The organism is Nocardia lasii, assembly GCF_042658545.1.
GTDB lineage: Bacteria > Actinomycetota > Actinomycetes > Mycobacteriales > Mycobacteriaceae > Nocardia > Nocardia lasii.
This window is the reverse complement of the sequence record NZ_JBHSQN010000007.1, coordinates 161335-179262: the sequence shown is the minus strand read 5'-3', so window position 1 is coordinate 179262 and position 17928 is coordinate 161335. Positions and strand designations below refer to the sequence as shown.

The window sequence follows — 17928 nt, the reverse complement described above, 5'->3', positions numbered from 1 at the left end:
CGCGCGCCCTCGTGCGGCTCTGAGCACTCACCGGTCGCTGGTGTAGCTCGGGTCGAAGTCGCGCGGCCCGCCACGACGGCTCAGCAATCGGTCGAACCATTCGCCGAGGATGACGCCCGCGGCCAGCGCGCACCCCACACCGAAGGCGCTGAGGATCTGCCCGAACCCGAGCAGGGTCTCGTCCTCGAGCAGCGCGTACAGACCGCGATACACCTTCAGACCCGGCAGCAGCGGCGTGATCCCCGCCGCGGCCACGACCAGCGGCGGCGTGAGCGCCCGCCGCGCCATCAGGCCACCGGCCAGGCCGATCACCGTAGCCGCCAACCCCGAGGCCAGCACCGGCCCGAAGCCGATATCCTGCGCGCCGAGGAAGACCAGCGTGCCGCCCGCGCCGCTGAGTCCGGCCGCGACCAGCGCGCGTCGCTCGGCATAGCAGGCCAGCGCGAACGCGACCGCCGCGACCGCACCGGCACTGATCTTGATCGCCAGATACTCGGTGTCGCGGCCCGCGCTCGCCGCGATCTCGGGCACCGCGATCCCCAACATCGTCGAAACCCGAAGGGCCAGACCGATACCGACGACGATGCCGCCGGTCATCATCACCACCTCGAGCATGCGGGCCGCGGCGGTGATCGGCGCACCGGTGATCGCGTCCTGCACCGCGCCGACCAACTGCTGCCCCGACAGCAGCACCGTGATGCCCGCGGCGACGATCAGCGCGGCATCGGTGCGCCAGTGATCGCTCACCGAGGCGAGCGCGATGGCCGGGATCGTCGCGATGACACCACCGACCATGTGCTGGAAGAACAGTGGCAGACCGAGTTGGTGCAGGCCCCGGTTCACCACGTCGATCACCGCGGTCGTCGCGAAGCTGATCGCGGCCAACACCACCCCGCCGCCGAGCAGCACCGCGATGGCCGCCGCGAGCAGCGACCAACCCGCGGTCGAGACCCAGCGCGGATACGGATGCCGCGAGGAGATGAGGTCGTCGAGGGCCGTGTGCGCCTGCTCGACCGGGACGATCTGGCTGCGGATGCGGCGGGTGAGTCGGTCGACCGCGGCCAAGCGGGTGAAGTCGAGCGAGCGGTACTTCACCACGCGCATATCGCTGGCCGGTGGCAGGCGGGGTCCGCGGTCGGCCCAGATGCGGATCGCGTCGAAGGTGACGTCGATATCGCAACTGTTCAGGCCGTAGGTGGAGGCGATGAAGCGGACCTGCGCGGTGGTGTCGGCGACGCCGGTGCCCGCCGAGAGCACCACCTCCCCCACCCGCACCGCGAGGTCGAGCACCTGGGCCACCTCGGCGTCGTCGGCGAGGTCGATCGGTTGCAGCGGGGTGGGGGCGGCGACGATGTTGTCGGCGGTGGCGCGTTGGGAGGGCAGCACGAACGGTCGGCGCGGCCGCCACCATCGGTGACGCGGATCCGGGCGGTCGAGCAGGGTCGCGCCGTCGCCTTCCGAGGTGGGGTCCGCATCCATACCTCGACGGTAACGGCGAACGCGCGTCCTTCGTCATCTCGCAACGAGTTCGTCAACGTGTCGGCGCTGCTCAGCGACGTCGCACGCTCAGATGTCCTCGATCAGACCGGTGCTGTAGGCGGTGGCCGTGAGGTGCTGGAGGCAGCGGGGACCGCAGTCGTTGTGCTGAGTCAGCACGAAACGGGCCTGCCGCAGCGAAGAAATGGAAGAATCGGCCGCACAGTCGGCATGCGCGACGCGCCAATGCTCTTCGTAGCGATCGATGGCGGCGCGCGATATCGGCGGTTCAGGTGCGGATAGGTCCGACACGGTGTCACGGGAGGGGCTGGCGATGGAGGCGATGACGGTATGAACACCGGGACGGGGAAGGTGATCCAGGAGCGGCGCAGACTGCTCGGGCTCTCGCAGCCCGCGCTGGCCACCGCGATCGGGGTGAGCTCGCGCCAGATCACCAGGTACGAGTCCGAGGAGCAGTCGCCGACGCTGCCGGTCGCGGTCCGGCTGGCCGACGCGTTGCAGATCTCGCTGGCCGAACTGGCCGGCATCGTGGACAACCGGGTCGACCTGGCGGGTCGCTGGTGGGCAGCCTGGCAGAAACCGGCGAACCACCGCGACGAGGTCGAGATAGCGGCGGTGACCATCCGGCACGAGGGCGACCATCTGCTGCTCGACTCCGAAGCCGAACCACCTGCGCCGCAGGCTGATCCGGTCGCCGCGATGCGCGGTGAGATGCGGGTCTGGGACGGTGACGCGCTCACGGGATGGGTGCGCGGCATGGATATCGCCTTCCCCGTCGGCACCATCTACTACAACCTGCACCCGCAGGGCGCTCATGCGGTGGGCTCCTGGACCACGAAGTCCGGGTCCGACGGTGTGGTGCGCGGGTGGAGCGTGTTGGCGCGGGAGCGCTCCGACGCGGAGAAGCTGCTCGCGGAGATGTTGCGCACCGACGGTAGTGTCGAGACCTGGCCTTCGCGTTCGGCCTGAAGTACATACGGCCCCACGGGAATCCACGGATAGCTGCTCTTCATGTCCCCTCCGAACGAGTCTGTGCTTGCACGGGTGGCGCGGTATGGTGTTCTCGAAGCCGCCGAGAAAAGTATGGTCTCCGTCAAGACCTTTTGGACAGCAAAAAGCGTCTACAAACGTCTACAGTTCTCTACGATGGGTCCATGTCCAGTCGGGGCGAGCAGGGGAACGGCGTCGTCGGAGCTCGGTTGCGGCGATTGCGCGAAGAAGCGGGACTGTCACTGGCGGGGATGGCCACTCGCGTCCCGTACAGCAGGGCCGCGCTCGGTCACTACGAAACCGGTGCGCGGGCTGCGTCTTTCGAGGTGATCGGCTGGTACGAGCGGGTGCACGCGCAATCGGCGTCCGCGCTACCGGCGCCGCGGCGACGCGATCCGCGTGCCGCCGATGCCGCGCTGGCGTCGGCGATCGCGGCCCATCATCGGGCGCAACCGCTCATCGAGATCGGTCGACCGCACCAGGCGGACAACGGAACCGGGTACTTCTGCCCGTTCCGCATCGACGGGGTGATCGAGGGTCGCGCCGCCGGCACCGACGCGGCGACCGCCGTGCACTCGGCGCTGCTGGCGGTGGGTGCCGAGCTGGATCGGGCGGGCAAGCGGCGCTGAGTCAGCGGTGCACGGCGACGACCGCCGCCACCGACTCCGCGAGCAGCGTCAGGTAGTGATCGGGATCGGGGACGACCCGGGGATCGGAATGCACTGACAGCGTGATGGTTCCGCCGATTCCGTGCACACCGTGGGTCAGGTGCATGACGGTGCCCAGGGCTGGGAAGCCGCCGGTGAACAGGATCCGGCCGCCACCGAAGGTGAGATCGGCCGGGCCGCGATACACGCTGGACACGACGGTATTGCCGTCGAGGGAAGCGCCGACGCTGTCCAGATCGGCGTGGGCGACATCGCGTGCGGCCAGGATCGACGGAACCACCTCGCCGACTCGATCCTGGGCGCCGAGAAGCGGATTCACCGCGCGCTCGCGGCGGGCGGCGAGTTCGTCGGCGATGAGATCGGCGCGTAGCCGCAGGTGGGGTTCGTCGATGTGCAGGTCGATGGACAGGCCGCGGTAGTTGTTGCGCGCCGAGCCCGGTTCGGGCAGGGCCATCGGCAGTGCGGTCCCGAGACGGTGCGGGCATTCGCCTCGCTCGGTCAGGTACTCGGACAGTGCGCGCGAAATCGCGGTGAGGGCAACGACAGTGATGGTTCTGCCCGGAATGCGGAAGTCGTCCGCATCGATCACCACGATGCGGGCATCGTGATCCTTCACCGGGGCTGCGGGATTCAGCACGCACGGTGCGAATACCGGTGCTGTCGGCGGTACTTCACCAGCCGCGGTCCGCTCCGCCAATTCCTGTTGCGCGAGGTAGGCGGCTCGCCCACGCCACGCGGTGGAGAGCACCTGCCAGGGAAAACGAAGCGCTCCAAGCACTCTCGGATCTACCCGGTCCGCAATCCATCCACAGGGTTGTCCACAGGAATCCACAGGCTGTGCAAGGGTTTCCGCCGGTCCGACCGGGTGGTTCACCGAGTTATCCACAGGCACAACGGAAGCGCTGTGGACAACCGAGTCATCCACGGGCGTCTCGAAGAGGGCGCGGGCGATGGCGGCGGCACGGGTTCCGTCGGCCAGCGCGTGCGAAAGTTGTAGCAGCACTACGACAACCGGCGCATCAGAGCCCGGGGCATCCCGGACAGCGCGGAAAACGTGGATGCACCAGGGGTATTCGGTCGCGATCACCCCGGTACCCAGGAGTTCGCCGAGGTCCGCGAGCAGTTCTCGCCAGGACCGGCCGTCGGGTCGGTGGTGCACGAATTGCTGGGAATGGAATTCGACGCCGACCCAGTGTGGATAACCGAGGTTGCCCGCGATCTCGGCCAACCGGATCCGCAGGTCCGGAATGCGCGCGGCGCGCTCGGCCACGAAAGCGCGGAGTTCGGCGGTGGGGGTCTCGGTTTCGGCGAAGGTGTAGAGCGCGAACACGTCATTGGCCGTGCGGCGCGACAGCCAGAACATCGTCGCGTCACGCGCGGCCATCGGGGTCATCCGGCCACGATAGGCCAACCCCGGCGGGTCACCGAGAAGGCCCCGAGTCCGGTCGACCCGGGGCCGTTATAGCCGACACGGAGTTCGTTCGCGGCTCAACCGCGACCGAACTCGCCCGCGGTGACATCGGCCAGAAACGCACGCCACTGCCCCGGACCGAAGGCCAGCACGGGTCCGCGGCCGAGATCCTTGGTGTCGCGAACGGCGATATCGCCGCCGGCGAGAAAGGCGACTTCGACGCAGTTCCCATCGGGTCCGCTGTAGGTGCTCTTGCGCCACACAGCGTCGGTCACATCAACTTCCACGGCACTTGCTCCTTTGGGTTCATCGAGAAAGGGATAACTCCAGGATTCGTTGAACATTCCGATATCCGGCGCGACCGACGAGTTACTTCGTGGCACACACGGCACTGCCACACGGCGCGCGCAACCGACCGGCACGAACCAGCTCATGGAGGGGTTTGCGCCTCCGGGGGCTGCCCCCGCGGAAGAAACACTAGCAGGTCTTCCGCAATGTTGCGGAAGAGAATTTGCTTTCCCATATCGTTTTGCCAACCTTGCGAAGCTTCACGTTTGCGGGGGCATTGCCAGGCCCCTTACCCATTCTCGAGACAGTTCACACATCCGGATTAACTTCCGTGTGATTAGTCCGTGATACGTCAATTTCTCGAGTGCCCCACCCGTCACTCGAGCACCACCGGCAGCGGGCGTGGATCATGGGGGAATGATCTCCCGTGACCGCGACGCCGCAGGTCGTGCCCGCAACGACCGCCCCCGCGACCGACTCGGCCGACCACTGCCGCCCGGCAGTGTCGGGGTCGCCCGTATTCCCGACGACCTCGCCCTCACACCCCAGCAAACTCTTGCCTTCGCTCAGCAACTGCTGGACGACGGATTGGCCTTCAATGCCCATGAGGTATTGGAGGCGGCATGGAAGAACGGGGCGGTTGCCGAGCGGATGCTCTGGCAGGGTTTGGCCCAATACGCGGTGGGGCTCACCCACATTCAGCGCGGCAACGCCAAGGGCGCCGCTACCCTGCTGCGCCGCGCGAGCGAGCGGCTCGGGTCGTATCCGGCGAACGCCCAGCACCACGAGGTGGACCTCGCGGGCGTGATCGCGCACGCGCGCGGGCTGCTCGCCGCACTCGACGCGGGCGCCCCGATCGGCGAGGAACAACTGCGCGGTCGGCTGCGGCGCACCGACGCCTAGGATCGAGGCGTGCCAACCAGTTCAGCCGACGACGGCGCGACCACGGGCGGCGCGGGCCGCTACGCCCCGAGCCCCTCGGGCGAACTGCACGTGGGCAACCTGCGCACCGCGGTGCTGGCCTGGCTGTTCGCGCGCACCACCGGCCGCGAATTCGCGCTGCGCGTCGACGATCTGGATCGCGTCCGCCCCGGCGCCGCGCAACGCCAGCTCGACGACCTCGCCGCGATCGGCCTCGACTGGGACGGCCCGGTGGTCTACCAGTCCGAGCGCCTGCCCCACTACGCGGCCGCCGTCGACGCCCTCACCGCCGCCGGTCGCACCTACGAATGCTTCTGCACCCGGCGCGAAATACAGCAGGCGGCCACCGCGCCGCACGGCCCGCTGGGCGCCTACCCCGGCACCTGCCGCGACCTGACCGAGGACCAGCGCGCGGCCAAACGCGCCGAAGGGCGCACCGCCGCGATCCGATTGCGGTCCGAGGTGGACGAATACGAGGTCAGCGACCTGCTGCACGGCCGATATCGCGGCGCCGTCGACGATTTGGTGTTGCGCCGCGGCGACGGCGTCCCCGCCTACAACCTCACCGTCGTGGTCGACGACGCGGCGCAGGGCGTCGACCAGGTGGTGCGCGGCGCGGACCTGCTGCCGTCGACGCCGCGTCAGGCCTACCTCGCCGAACTGCTCGGCCTGCCCGTCCCCACCTACGCCCACGTGCCACTCGTCCTCAACGAAGAGGGCAAACGGCTGGCCAAACGCGATGGTGCCGTCAGCCTTTCGGATCAGCTCGCGCTGGGGCACACCCCGGCTGACCTGGTGGCCGCGATCGCGGGCTCGCTCGGCTACTCCGCACGCACGACGGCGGAGCTGCGAGATGTCTTCGACGCCACCCGCATCCCCACGAAACCGTGGATACTCGAGCCTATCGGGTTGTTCCGACCAGGCCGATGTCCGTAACGTACGCATTGACCGATCTGAAGATCACAATTGAGGACTGAGATATGACCAGCGGTGGTTACGACCCCAACCAGTACCCGCAGGGCGGTCAGCCCGGCGGCTACGGCCAGGATCCCTACGGCCAGCAGCCGCAGCCGGGTTACGGCCAGCAGCAGCCCTACGGCCAGCCCGGATTAGGTGGCGCACCCCAGCCGGGTTACGGCCAGGCGGATCCGTACGGCCAGCAGCAACCGGCTTACGGGCAGGACCCCTACGGTGGGGCTTACCCGCAGGGCCAGCAGCAGGGCTTCGGTGGCCCGCAGCCCGCCGATCTGTGGATCCGGTTCGGCGCGCGCGTGATCGACGGCCTGATCGTCGGCATCCCGGTCGGCATCGTCACCAGCTTCCTGCTTCCGAGCAACCTCCTGGTGTCGTTCATCCTGACGCCGCTCATCACGACGCTCGCGATCGTCGGCTACAACGTCGGCCTCGAGGTGTCGCAGGGCGCCACCCTCGGCAAGAAGATCCTCGGCCTGCGCGTGGTTGCCCCCGGCGGCGCACCGGCGCTGACCCCGGAGCAGTCGCTCAAGCGCAACCTGTGGCTCGCTCCGCAGATCATCTACTGCCTCGGCAGCCTGGCGACCGTCGGTCTCGGTATCTACATCGCCGTCACCATCAACAACGACCCGAACAAGCAGGGTTGGCACGACAAGTTCGCCGGTGGCACACAGGTCATCAAGGAGTGATCCTGCTCCACTGACGAAAACATCAGGGGCGCTTCCGAATTGTCGGAAGCGCCCCTGATTCGTTGTCGGGTGGGTGGGAATCAGTAAGTGGAGGAGTTCATCTCGCCGACGACGCCGAGCACGACGACCAGCACGAAGTAGAGCACCCAGCCCACGATCGAGAGGGCACCGATCCAGATGCCCGCCTGCGCCAGGCCCTTACCCTCGCCGCCGCGCTCCTTGAGCTGGTTCAGCGCCAGCACTCCGAGGATGATGCCGACGACCGAGCCGATGCCGCAGGTGCAGAACCCGATCAGCGAGGAGACCAGCGCGCCGATCGCCATACCGTTGGTGCCCTGCGGAACCTGCCCGTACGGCTGGTACGCGCCCGCCGCCGGGTAACCGCCGTAGGGCGCCTGCCCGTACGCGGGCGGCTGCTGCGGGTACTGCGGCTGACTCGGCTGCGGGTACTGCGGCTGACTCGGCTGCGGATACTGCGGCTGACTCGGCTGCTGGTACTGCGGGTACTGGGGCTGAGAGGGAGGCGGCGCCGGCTGCTGGGGGTACTGCGGCGACGACGGGTAACTGGAAGGCTGCGACGGTTGCGCGGTCGGATTGTGCGGCACCGAACCCGGCGCGCCGGACTCCGGCGACACGCCAGAGCCGCCGTACTGCTTCCACCACTCGTCGGAATCGCCGGGATTCGTCATAGGGGACAGCGTATTGCACAACCGCCCACCGTGAGGCATCGTCGACTTGGGAGAATGGTCGACGTGACTGATACGAACTCGCTCGACAAACCCTCACAATCTGGACACCCCGCGCCGGACCATGCGGCATTCGCCCAGGTTGCGCGGGGGTACTACCCGGTAATCGTCGCCTTCTTCACCGCGACCCTGATCATCTCCAACATCTGCGCCACCAAGGGCGTGGAGTTCTTCGCCGACAGCTCACTGATGCTCGGCCCGATCCAGATCCTGCCGATCGGCACCGACGGCGCCTTCTTCCTGTTCCCGCTGGCCTATGTCCTCGGCGACGTGCTCAGCGAGGTCTACGGCTTCCGCGCCACCCGCCGCGCGATCTACACCGGCTTCGCCGCCCTGCTGCTCACCGTCGGCTGCTTCTCCATCGCCATCCAACTGCCCGCCGCCGGCTTCTACGACAACCAGGAAGCCTTCCGCACCGTCATCGGCACCACGCCGCAGTTCGTGCTGGCCGGGCTGGCCGGTTACTTCGTCGGGCAGCTGCTGAACTCGGCCACCCTGGTGCTGATCAAGGAACGCACCAAGGAGAAGTACCTGTGGGCCCGACTACTCGGCTCCACGATCGTCGGTGAGTTCGCCGATACGCTGATCTTCTGCTCGATCGCCGCGACCGCACTCGGCATCGACACCTGGCAGCAGTTCATCAACTACCTGATCGTCGGCTTCGTGTGGAAGACCCTGGTCGAGATCTTGGTCATGCCGATCACCTATCGGGTGATCGCGTTCTTGAAGAAGAACGAGCCGAGCTACGGGGAGTCCCAGGTTCGGTAGCTGTGTTTTTGGAGCGCTGGCGCGCTCGAGCGCGGCCCCTGGGGGGCCGCGAGTTAGCCACCGTTGCTGGCGGCTGCGCCGCGGACGCAACGGCGGCTAACTCGCGGCCGGGCCGCTACGCCGCTGCGCGGCGATCCCTCCTCGGGGTCGGGATGTGCGGGGCTGGGTTGGGCGGTCATGGCGGATCGGGGGTGCGGTGTGGTGATTCAGGCGGGTGGCGCCTTGATGCGGCCCTGCCACTGGCCCAGGAATTCTTTCTTGAACTCGTCGAAGTAGTGGCCTTCCAGGCTGGCTCGGATGCGGTCTACCAGGCGGATTGTGTAGCGCTCGTTGTGGATTGTGCACAGGGTGGCCGAGAGCATCTCCTTGGCTTTGAACAGGTGGTGCAGGTAGGCGCGGGTGTAGTGGGCGCAGGTGTAGCAGTCGCAGTTCTCGTCGATGGGGGTGAAGTCGCGACGGAAGCGGGCGGTGTTGATGTTGAAGCGGCCCTCGTCGACGTAGATGGCGGCGTTGCGCGCCACCCGCGACGGGTTCACGCAGTCGAAGGTGTCGGCGCCGTTCTCGATCGCGGTGAACATGTCCTCCGGCTCGCTGATGCCCAGCATGTGGCGCGGTTTGGACTCGGGCAGCTCGTCGCAGCACCAGCCGACGATGGTGCCGAGATTGTGCTTCTCGAGCGCGCCGCCGATGCCGTAGCCGTCGAATTCCGTTCCGCCCGTTCCCCGGATCGTCTCGAGGTCGCGACAGGCCTTGCGCCGCAGGTCTTCGTACTGCGCGCCCTGGATCACGCCGAACAGCGCCTGGTAGGGGCGATGGGTGCGTGCGGCGGTGAGGCGTTCGTGCTCGTCGATGCAGCGCTGGGCCCACTCGTGCGTGCGCTGGAGCGACTTCTCCTGGTAGCCACGGGTGTTCATCAGGGTGGTCAGCTCGTCGAAGGCGAACATGATGTCGGCGCCGAGCTGGTGCTGGATCCCCATCGACACCTCGGGGGTGAACCGGTGCTTCGACCCGTCCAGGTGCGAACGGAAGGTCACCCCGTCGTCGTCGACGGTGGCGAGCCGTTCCTTGCCGGCGGCGATCACCTGATCGGAGCGGATGTCCACGGCCTCCATCGCCAGCACCTTTTTGAAGCCGACCCCCAGCGACATCACCTGGAACCCGCCGCTGTCGGTGAAGGTCGGCCCCGGCCAGTTCATGAACTTCCCGAGCCCGCCCGCCTCGTCCACGATGTCGGACCCCGGCTGTAGGTAGAGGTGGTAGGCATTGGCCAGGAGCGCCTGGGCCCCCATCTCCTTCATCGCCTCCGGCAATACCGCCTTCACCGACGCCTTGGTCCCCACCGGAATGAAGGCGGGCGTCGCGATCTCACCGTGCGGCGTACTGATCACCCCGGTCCGACCGTGCCGATCCCCGTCGAGACGGGTGCCTACTGTGAAGGAGAACTCGCTGCTGTCAGCCACTCAGCTATCGTGCCAGCCCGCCCGACCCACCCCAGCCCCCGCACTCCCGACCGTAGGGAGGAACGGGACCCGAGGGGCCGCGAACTCGAGCGCGCCAGCGCTCAATCCAACACCGCCGCGAACTGCGCGTTGTAGAGGTTGAAGTACGCGCCGCGTTCCTCGAGCAGCCGCTCGTGCGTTCCGTGCTCCACGATGCGGCCCTTGTCCATCACCACGATCAGATCCGCGTCGCGAATGGTCGAGAGTCGGTGGGCGATAACGAAACTCGTCCGGTCCTGGCGCAGGGCGGCGGTCGCGTGTTGGACCAGCGACTCGGTCCGGGTGTCGACCGAGCTGGTGGCCTCGTCCAGGATCAGGATCGACGGGTCGGCCAGGAACGCGCGCGCGATGGTGATCAGCTGCTTCTCGCCCGCGCTCACCCCGCCGCCCTCCTCGTCGATGATCGTGTCGTAGCCGTCGGGCAGCGCGTGCACGAACCGGTCGACATACGCCGCCCGCGCGGCCTCGAGGATGTCGTGCTCGGAGGCCGTGGGGTTGCCGTAGGCGATGTTCTCGCGGATGGTGCCCTTGAACAGCCAGGTGTCCTGCAACACCATGCCGATGCGCGCGCGCAGGTGATCGCGGGTGATAGTGGTGATGTCGACGTCGTCGATCGCGATGGTGCCCGCGTCGAGTTCGTAGAAGCGCATGAGCAGGTTCACCAGCGTGGTCTTGCCCGCACCGGTCGGTCCGACGATGGCGACCACGTGGCCGGGATCGGCGACCAGCGAAAGTCGTTCGATGACCGGGCTTTCCGGGTCGTAGCCGAAGGACACGGCCTCGAACTCCACCCGGCCGCGATCCACCGGACGTTGACTCTCCACCACCGGATCGGGGCTCTGCTCGTCCGCGTCGAGGATCTCGAAGATCCGTTCGGCCGAGGCCACCCCGGACTGCAGCAGATTCACCATCGCGCCGATCTGGGTGAGCGGCTGACTGAACTGGCGCGAGTACTGGATGAACGCCTGCACCTCACCGAGCGAGAGGTTGCCGGTGGCCACCCGCAGGCCGCCGACCAGCGCGATGAACACGAAGTTCACGTTCCCGAGGAACATGATCGCGGGCATGATCAGCCCGGAGATGAACTGCGCCTTGAAGCTCGCGTCGTAGAGCTGCTGGTTGCGCTCGTCGAACTTCTCGCCGACCTCGCGGCCGCGACCGAACGCGGTGATGATCTCGTGGCCGGTGTAGGCCTCCTCGACCGAGGAGTTCACCTCGCCGGTGAATTTCCACTGGTTGACGAAGTGCGGCTTGGACCGCTTGGCGATCTGCGCGGTGACGATGATCGCGGCGGGCACGGTGAGCAGGGCGATCAGCGCCAGCAGCGGCGAGATCCAGAACATCATGATCAGGATGCCGATCACGGTGAACAGCGAGACCAGCAGCTGGCTCATGGTCTGCTGCAGGCTCTGCGAGACATTGTCGACGTCGTTGGTGACGCGGCTGAGCACGTCACCGCGCGGGGCGGTGTCGAAGTAGCGCAGCGGCAGCCGGTGCAGCTTCTGCTCCACCTCGTCGCGCAGCCGCTTCACGGTCCGGTTGATCGCGATGTTGAGCAGGTAACCCTGCAACCAGCCGAACACCGCCGCGACGATGTACAGCGCGAGGACCAGCATCAACACCCGGCCCACGGCGTCGAAATCGATGCCGGTGCCGGGGATCACGTTCATCGCCGAGAGCATGTCGGCGCGGGTGTTCTCGCCCTGGGCGCGCAGCTGCTCGACCGTCTGTTCCTTGGTGAGACCGGCGGGCAGTTGCTTGCCGACGAAGCCGTCGAACACCAGGTTCGTCGCCTTGCCGAGCAGGTACGGGCCCATCGTGTTGAGCACGACGGACACGATCACCAGCGAGATGATCACCGCGATCGTGAACCGCTCCGGCGCCAACCTGCTCAGCAGTCGCTTCAGCGATGGACGGAACGATTTGGCCTTCGCACCCGGTGCGCCGGGAACGGGTCCACCGGGCCTCATCGAGCCTCCTCCACACTGAGCTGGGACTCGACGATCTCGCGGTACTCCGAGCACCGCCGCATCAACTGGTCATGGGTGCCGATTCCGGCCATCGCGCCGTCCTCGAGCACGACGATCTGATCGGCCTCGCGGATCGTCTGGATCCGCTGGGCGACGATGATCACCGAGGCATCGGCGGTTTCCGGCTTCAACGCGGCGCGCAGCCGGGCGTCGGTGGCGACGTCGAGCGCGGAGAACGAGTCGTCGAACAGGTAGATGCGCGGCTTGCGCACGAGCGCGCGGGCGATACACAACCGCTGACGCTGACCGCCCGAGACCGTGGTGCCGCCCTGGGCGACGGGAGTGTCGAGACCCTGCGGCATCTCGCGCACGAACTCGGCCGCCTGGGCGACCTCGAGCGCGTGCCACAGCTCTTCGTCGGTGGCGTCGGGTTTGCCGTAGCGCAGGTTGGTCGCGATCGTCCCGGAGAACAGATACGCCTTCTGCGGCACCAATCCGATTCCGCCGCGCAGTGTTTCGAGCTCGAGGTGGCGCACATCGGTGCCGCCGACATAGACCGCGCCGTCGGTGACATCGATCAGGCGCGGGATCAGGTTGATAAGCGTGGTCTTACCCGCACCGGTGGACCCGACGATCGCGGTGGTGGTACCTGGCGTGACCTCGAAGCGGATGCCGCGCAGCACCGGCTTCTCCGCACCGGGAAACGCGAACTCGGCGAACCGGAGATCGACCGTGGCCGGATCGCCCGCGAACGGCTGGGGCAGGCTCGGCGGACGCACCGAGGACTCGGTCTCGAGCACCGCGCCGATGCGATCGGCCGATACCGCCGCGCGCGGCGCGATCATCGCCAGGAACGAGGCCATCATGACGGCGGTCAGGATCTGCATGACGTAGGACAGCATCGCGGTGAGCGAGCCGATCTGCATCGTGCCGTTGTCGACGTGGTGACCGCCGAACCAGATCACCCCGACGGCGGTCAGGTTGCTGATCAACATCACCGTCGGGAACATCAGCGCCATCAGCTTGCCCACCCGCAGCGACGCATCGGTGAGCGAGGTGTTCGCCATCCCGAAGCGCCAGATCTCCTGACGCTCCCGCACGAACGCGCGCACCACCCGGATACCGGTGATCTGCTCGCGCAACACCCGGTTGACCGCGTCGATGCGCTCCTGCATGAGCCGGAACTGCGGCACCATCCTGGCCACGATCGTGCCCATCGACAGCGCCAGCGCGGGCACCGCGATCAGCAGCAACCACGACAGGCTCAAATCCTCGCGCAGCGCCATGATGATGCCGCCGACGCACATGATCGGCGCCATCACCAGAATCGTCACCGACATCACGATGAGGAGCTGGACCTGCTGGATGTCGTTGGTCGAGCGGGTGATCAGCGAGGGCGCGCCGAACATCCCGACCTCCCTGGCCGAGAAGGTCTCCACGCGGTGCAGCACGGCGCCGCGCATATCGCGACCGGCGCTCATCGCCGCCTGCGCACCGAAGTACACCGACGCCGCCGAGGCCACGATCTGCACGCAGCTGACCGCGAGCATCCACAGGCCGGTGTTCCAGATGTAGCCGATGTCGCCCTTGGTGACACCGTCGTCGATCAGGTCGGCATTGAGACTGGGCAGGTAGAGCATCGCGATAACCGAGATCAGCTGGAGGACGAGGACCGCCGTCAGCTGGGCGCGGTACGGGGCCAGATAGGTCCGCAGCAGGGTGATCAGCATGATGAACGAAGGCTACAGCGCGTCGGTGACCGGCGAGACCTGGTTTTGCGCAGCCTGTGGATAACTTCGACCCTGTGGATAACTCAGGCGCCGGCGGGTGTCCACGGCTCGCGCCGCACCCATGCGCCCGGGTCAGCGACCAATTCCGAGATGAAACCGGGCAGTCGGTCGGCGGCGATATCGGCGATCGACACGTTCTCGAGCACGGCTCTGATGTTCACCCGTAGCGCGATCCACACCTGCTGCAACGGCTCGGCCGCGCCCGGATATCGCACGTCCTCTGGCCGTTGCCCGCGCACCGAGGCCAGCGGTGACTCGACGGCGCGGATCACGTCGGCCACCGAGATCTCGGTCGCCGGTCGGCCGAGTCGGTAGCCGCCGTCGGGACCGCGCCTGCTCAGCACGAGCTCGGCGCGACGCAGTTCGGCCAACACCGACTCGAGCACCTTCGGCGGGATCTGGGCGGCGGCCGCGATGACCTCGGACTTGACGACCCCGTCCGCCGCGGCGAGCTCGAGCAGCGTTCGCACCGCGTAATCGACCCTGGCGGTGATATGCACGTCGTCGAACTTACGCGGTTCCGCACGCGGTCAGCACGCCGGTGGCCGCGTCCAACAGCGTTTTCTCGACCATCTCGTCGGTGGCCCCCGGTGACAGCTCCGAGGACAGCAGCGCCACCCCGAGCACCTCGATCGCCGCCGCGGCCCGCAACTGCGAGTCGTGCGTCGGGTCGGGACCGGCCAGCCATTGCCGCAGCTCACGGGTGGGTTCCATCAGATCGGGATAGCGATCGGCGATGGCGTTGACGATGGCCGCGGTGTCGCGCACGCACAGCGCGCCGGCGTCGCGGTGGCGGATCATGCCGCGCAGGTAGGTGCGCAGGACCGCGCGAATGCCCTCGTCGTCGTAGGGGACGGCGTCGATGTCCTCGACGATGTCGCGCATGTGGTCGATGATCGGATCGATGATCGCGAGCAGCAGATCCAGCTTCGACGCGTAGTGGTAGTACAGCGATGCCTTCGTGATTCCCACCACATCCGCGACTTCTCGCAGGCTCGTCTGCTCGAAACCCTTGGCGGCGAAAAGTTGAACCGCGGCGTCGCGGATCGCCTGTTTGGTGCCGCCACCTGCGGTGACGGTGTCGGCGATTTCTGGGGCGGGCATGCGGCGATCCTCCCATGATTTTGCGTGACGTATTCGGTGCCCCCAAAATTGAGGTTGCACCTCCACTTACCTGCTCGGTAGTCTACCTACCGCACGGTAGGCAGAAAGCGATGTTGTGGAGGCGGGTCCCGCAGGGGTGGCCCGTGAGTGCTGTCTACGAGCCCATGACCACCACCCGTTCTTCGCGCTAGGAGCACCCGCGTGTCCGTATACCTGTACAGATGGGGAAAGTTCGCTTTCCGCCGCAAATGGATCGTGTTGCCGGTCTGGTTGCTGTTGTTCGTGCTGCTCGGCGCGGCCGGCGCCGCCCTGAGCAAGCCGATGTCGCAGGACTTCAGCATGCCCGAGCTGCCCTCGGCCCGCGCCAACGAGATCCTCGACAAGCACTTCGACGGCATGTCCAAGCAGTTCTCGATGGACGCCGTCACCGGCACCTACGTGATCGGCGCCCCGGAGGGCCAGAAGCTCACCGACCCGGCCAACCGCGCCGCGGTCGATGCCTTCGTCGCCAAGCTCAACGAGCTCGACATGGTCGACAAGAGCCAGAAGCTCGTCAGCCCGATCGAGATCACCGACCAGATGGGCTGCCTGAGCAACCCCGACCCGTCGACCTGTTCCTCGGCCCCGCTCAACGTCCTGAGCAAGACCGCACCCGACACCGTCGGCGTGGTCAGCGCGCAGTTCACCATCGCCAACGTCGCCGACGTGACCGATGAACAGCGCGACACCGCCTTCGACATCGGCGCCGAGGCCCGCAACGCCGGCCTGACCGTCGAGCTCAGCGGCTCGGTCGCGATGAAGCAGGAACAGCCAAGCGGCAAGTCCGAGCTGATCGGCATGGCCGTCGCGCTGATCGTGATGGTCATCGCCTTCGGCGCCATCGTCGCCGCGGTCGTCCCGATCGTCACCGCCATCGTCGGCCTCGGTGCCGCGACCTCGGTGATCATGCTCGGTACCTCGGTCATGGAAGTGCCCAGCTTCACCACCTTCCTGGCCTCGATGATCGGCATCGCGCTCTCGATCGACTACGCGCTGTTCATCGTCTCCCGGTACAAACACGAACTCGTCGTGCGTGATACAGCCGAGGAAGCCGCGGGCACCGCGCTCGGCACCGCCGGTTCGGCCGTGGTGTTCGCCGGTCTCACCGTCATCATCGCCCTGGGCGCGCTCGGCATCGTCGGCGTGGAGTTCCTGACCTTCATGGGTCTGGGTGGCGCCATCGCCGCCGCGTTCGCCGTGCTCACCGCCATCACCCTGATGCCCGCGCTGATGGGCGCCTTCGGCACCAAGCTGTTCAAGCCGAAGCTGCCGATCGTCGCGCAGCACGATCCCGACGACGATTCCTCGGTCACCAACGGCCAGCGTTTCGCCAAGCTGATCGCCAAGGCCCCGTGGGTCGCGCTGATCCTGTCGGTCGTGGTGCTCGGCGCGCTCGCCGCGCCCGCCGCCGGTCTGAACCTTGGCCTGCCCGGTGACGACAGCATGCCCAAGACCTCGACCATCCGTAAGGCCTACGACCTGCGGACCGAGGGCTTCGGCGAGGGCAGCAACGGCGTGCTCATGGTCGCCGCCGACCTCAGCGGCACCCCCGAGGGCGAGCGCGAGGTCGCGGTCACCGCGCTGCGCGACAAGCTCGCCTCCTACGAGGGCATGGATTACGTCACCGAGCCCCGCTGGAGCGAGGACAAGCAGGGCGTCATGCTCAACGGCGTCCCGAAGTCGGGTCCGAACAACCAGGACACCAAGGACCTCGTCGCCGAGGCCCGTGGCGCCGAAGCCGAGCTCAACGCGCAGTACGGCATGGAGTACGGCATCACCGGCACCACCGCCATCTACGCCGATGTCGACCACGTGCTGCTCAGCAAGATCCTGCCGTACCTGGCGATCGTGGCCGGTGCCGCGTTCGTGCTGCTGATCCTGGTGTTCCGCTCGATCCTGGTTCCGCTCACCGCGGCGCTCGGGTTCCTGTTGTCGATGGCGGCCACCTTCGGCGCGACCGTGCTGATCTTCCAGGAGGGCGCGTTCGGGCTGATCTCGGATCCACAACCGCTGGTCAGCTTCCTGCCGATCATGTTGATCGGCTTGGTGTTCGGCCTGGCGATGGACTACCAGGTGTTCCTGGTGACCCGCATGCGCGAGGAATTCGTGCACGGCAAGTCGCCCAAGGACGCCATGGTCGCCGGTTACCACCACGGCGCCCGTGTGGTGACCTCGGCCGCGATCATCATGATCTCGGTGTTCGGTTCCTTCATCATGGAAACCGACGTCACCGCGAAGTCGTTCGGTTTCGCGCTGGCCGCCGGTGTGGCGATCGACGCGTTCATCGTCCGCATGATCATCGTGCCCGCGCTGCTGGTCATCATGGGCAAGTGGTCGTGGTGGATGCCCAAGTGGCTCGACCGCATCGTGCCCGATATCGACGTCGAGGGGACGAAGCTCGAGCAGCTGCGTAACCAGCACGTCGACCTGGAGAAGCAGCCGGTTCCGGTCAGCTGATCCCTTTTCCACCGCCACGACCCCGCAGTCCGGTTCCGGATTGCGGGGTCGTGTCGTTTCCCGGCATCGGTGCTTGATATCGCCGGTGCCTGGCAGCAGACTCAGGGCTAGTTCGACCC

17 protein-coding genes are annotated in these 17928 nt (G+C 67.2%); 7 read left to right on the top strand and 10 right to left on the bottom strand.

Annotation, left to right across the window (positions count from 1 at the left end):
• Positions 1-27: 27 nt before the first annotated feature.
• The gene (locus tag ACFP3H_RS12530) at positions 28-1479 is read right to left on the bottom strand and encodes a threonine/serine exporter family protein (RefSeq protein ID WP_378604357.1); all 1452 of its coding nucleotides are present in this window, start codon (positions 1477-1479) and stop codon (positions 28-30) included.
• An 87-nt stretch (positions 1480-1566) separates the two neighbouring features.
• The gene (locus tag ACFP3H_RS12525; RefSeq protein ID WP_378604354.1) at positions 1567-1788 is read right to left on the bottom strand and encodes a hypothetical protein; all 222 of its coding nucleotides are present in this window, start codon (positions 1786-1788) and stop codon (positions 1567-1569) included.
• A 39-nt stretch (positions 1789-1827) separates the two neighbouring features.
• Between ACFP3H_RS12525 and ACFP3H_RS12520 the strand changes: the two genes are divergently transcribed.
• Together ACFP3H_RS12520 and ACFP3H_RS12515 are read left to right on the top strand one after the other, a co-directional pair.
• A complete protein-coding gene (locus tag ACFP3H_RS12520) occupies positions 1828-2466 on the top strand; it encodes a helix-turn-helix domain-containing protein (protein ID WP_378604351.1) in 639 nt (212 codons plus the stop codon).
• Positions 2467-2651: 185 nt separating this feature from the next.
• On the top strand, positions 2652-3116 hold the full coding sequence (locus ACFP3H_RS12515) for a helix-turn-helix domain-containing protein (RefSeq protein WP_378604348.1): 465 nt from the start codon (positions 2652-2654) through the stop codon (positions 3114-3116).
• A gap of 1 nt (position 3117) precedes the next feature.
• On the opposite strand, the gene ACFP3H_RS12510 is transcribed toward ACFP3H_RS12515, so the two are convergent.
• Together ACFP3H_RS12510 and ACFP3H_RS12505 are read right to left on the bottom strand one after the other, a co-directional pair.
• Positions 3118-4539 (bottom strand): wax ester/triacylglycerol synthase domain-containing protein, encoded by a 1422-nt coding sequence (locus tag ACFP3H_RS12510; RefSeq protein WP_378604452.1) that lies wholly within the window; start codon positions 4537-4539, stop codon positions 3118-3120.
• Between the two features lie 104 nt (positions 4540-4643).
• A complete protein-coding gene (locus ACFP3H_RS12505; protein ID WP_378604345.1) occupies positions 4644-4910 on the bottom strand; it encodes a DUF397 domain-containing protein in 267 nt (88 codons plus the stop codon).
• Positions 4911-5271: 361 nt separating this feature from the next.
• On the opposite strand from ACFP3H_RS12505, the gene ACFP3H_RS12500 reads away from it, so the two are divergent.
• The 3 genes from ACFP3H_RS12500 to ACFP3H_RS12490 are packed head-to-tail and all read left to right on the top strand — an operon-like array spanning position 5272 to position 7436.
• Positions 5272-5757, top strand: a complete 486-nt coding sequence (locus tag ACFP3H_RS12500) for a DUF309 domain-containing protein (protein WP_378604342.1) — start codon at positions 5272-5274, stop codon at positions 5755-5757.
• A 9-nt stretch (positions 5758-5766) separates the two neighbouring features.
• Complete coding sequence (gene gluQRS, locus ACFP3H_RS12495; RefSeq protein ID WP_378604339.1) at positions 5767-6711, top strand: tRNA glutamyl-Q(34) synthetase GluQRS; 945 nt, start codon at positions 5767-5769, stop codon at positions 6709-6711.
• 44 nt (positions 6712-6755) lie between these two features.
• A complete protein-coding gene (locus tag ACFP3H_RS12490) occupies positions 6756-7436 on the top strand; it encodes an RDD family protein (protein ID WP_378604336.1) in 681 nt (226 codons plus the stop codon).
• 80 nt (positions 7437-7516) lie between these two features.
• Here ACFP3H_RS12490 and ACFP3H_RS12485 read toward each other — a convergent pair whose 3' ends face one another.
• On the bottom strand, positions 7517-8125 hold the full coding sequence (locus tag ACFP3H_RS12485; RefSeq protein ID WP_378604333.1) for a DUF4190 domain-containing protein: 609 nt from the start codon (positions 8123-8125) through the stop codon (positions 7517-7519).
• Positions 8126-8179: 54 nt separating this feature from the next.
• Between ACFP3H_RS12485 and ACFP3H_RS12480 the strand changes: the two genes are divergently transcribed.
• The gene (locus tag ACFP3H_RS12480) at positions 8180-8950 is read left to right on the top strand and encodes a queuosine precursor transporter (RefSeq protein ID WP_378604331.1); all 771 of its coding nucleotides are present in this window, start codon (positions 8180-8182) and stop codon (positions 8948-8950) included.
• Between the two features lie 206 nt (positions 8951-9156).
• Here the strand turns inward: ACFP3H_RS12480 and tgt are convergent, their stop codons facing one another.
• From tgt to ACFP3H_RS12455, 5 genes are all read right to left on the bottom strand, one after another.
• On the bottom strand, positions 9157-10410 hold the full coding sequence (gene tgt / locus ACFP3H_RS12475) for a tRNA guanosine(34) transglycosylase Tgt (protein WP_378604329.1): 1254 nt from the start codon (positions 10408-10410) through the stop codon (positions 9157-9159).
• Positions 10411-10511: 101 nt separating this feature from the next.
• Positions 10512-12419, bottom strand: coding sequence for an ABC transporter ATP-binding protein (locus tag ACFP3H_RS12470; protein ID WP_378604326.1), 1908 nt, complete (start codon positions 12417-12419; stop codon positions 10512-10514).
• Positions 12416-14149, bottom strand: coding sequence for an ABC transporter ATP-binding protein (locus ACFP3H_RS12465; RefSeq protein WP_378604323.1), 1734 nt, complete (start codon positions 14147-14149; stop codon positions 12416-12418). Before ACFP3H_RS12465 ends, ACFP3H_RS12470 begins: the two co-directional genes overlap by 4 nt.
• Positions 14150-14232: 83 nt before the next feature.
• A complete protein-coding gene (locus ACFP3H_RS12460) occupies positions 14233-14709 on the bottom strand; it encodes an RrF2 family transcriptional regulator (protein ID WP_378604320.1) in 477 nt (158 codons plus the stop codon).
• Positions 14710-14719: 10 nt separating this feature from the next.
• Positions 14720-15313 (bottom strand): TetR/AcrR family transcriptional regulator, encoded by a 594-nt coding sequence (locus ACFP3H_RS12455; protein ID WP_378604317.1) that lies wholly within the window; start codon positions 15311-15313, stop codon positions 14720-14722.
• Positions 15314-15514: 201 nt separating this feature from the next.
• Between ACFP3H_RS12455 and ACFP3H_RS12450 the strand changes: the two genes are divergently transcribed.
• Complete coding sequence (locus tag ACFP3H_RS12450; protein ID WP_378604314.1) at positions 15515-17809, top strand: MMPL family transporter; 2295 nt, start codon at positions 15515-15517, stop codon at positions 17807-17809.
• The last annotated feature ends 119 nt before the right edge of the window (positions 17810-17928 follow it).

What these genes read in the sequence shown, in the direction of transcription:
- ACFP3H_RS12530 (WP_378604357.1), bottom strand. Translation starts at nt 1,479, where the DNA reads ATGGATGCGGACCCCACCTCGGAAGGCGACGGCGCGACCCTGCTCGAC.
- ACFP3H_RS12520 (WP_378604351.1), top strand. Translation starts at nt 1,828, where the DNA reads ATGAACACCGGGACGGGGAAGGTGATCCAGGAGCGGCGCAGACTGCTC.
- ACFP3H_RS12515 (WP_378604348.1), top strand. Translation starts at nt 2,652, where the DNA reads ATGTCCAGTCGGGGCGAGCAGGGGAACGGCGTCGTCGGAGCTCGGTTG.
- ACFP3H_RS12510 (WP_378604452.1), bottom strand. Translation starts at nt 4,539, where the DNA reads ATGGCCGCGCGTGACGCGACGATGTTCTGGCTGTCGCGCCGCACGGCC.
- ACFP3H_RS12505 (WP_378604345.1), bottom strand. Translation starts at nt 4,910, where the DNA reads ATGTTCAACGAATCCTGGAGTTATCCCTTTCTCGATGAACCCAAAGGA.
- ACFP3H_RS12500 (WP_378604342.1), top strand. Translation starts at nt 5,272, where the DNA reads ATGATCTCCCGTGACCGCGACGCCGCAGGTCGTGCCCGCAACGACCGC.
- ACFP3H_RS12490 (WP_378604336.1), top strand. Translation starts at nt 6,756, where the DNA reads ATGACCAGCGGTGGTTACGACCCCAACCAGTACCCGCAGGGCGGTCAG.
- ACFP3H_RS12485 (WP_378604333.1), bottom strand. Translation starts at nt 8,125, where the DNA reads ATGACGAATCCCGGCGATTCCGACGAGTGGTGGAAGCAGTACGGCGGC.
- ACFP3H_RS12480 (WP_378604331.1), top strand. Translation starts at nt 8,180, where the DNA reads ATGGTCGACGTGACTGATACGAACTCGCTCGACAAACCCTCACAATCT.
- ACFP3H_RS12470 (WP_378604326.1), bottom strand. Translation starts at nt 12,419, where the DNA reads ATGAGGCCCGGTGGACCCGTTCCCGGCGCACCGGGTGCGAAGGCCAAA.
- ACFP3H_RS12465 (WP_378604323.1), bottom strand. Translation starts at nt 14,149, where the DNA reads ATGCTGATCACCCTGCTGCGGACCTATCTGGCCCCGTACCGCGCCCAG.
- ACFP3H_RS12455 (WP_378604317.1), bottom strand. Translation starts at nt 15,313, where the DNA reads ATGCCCGCCCCAGAAATCGCCGACACCGTCACCGCAGGTGGCGGCACC.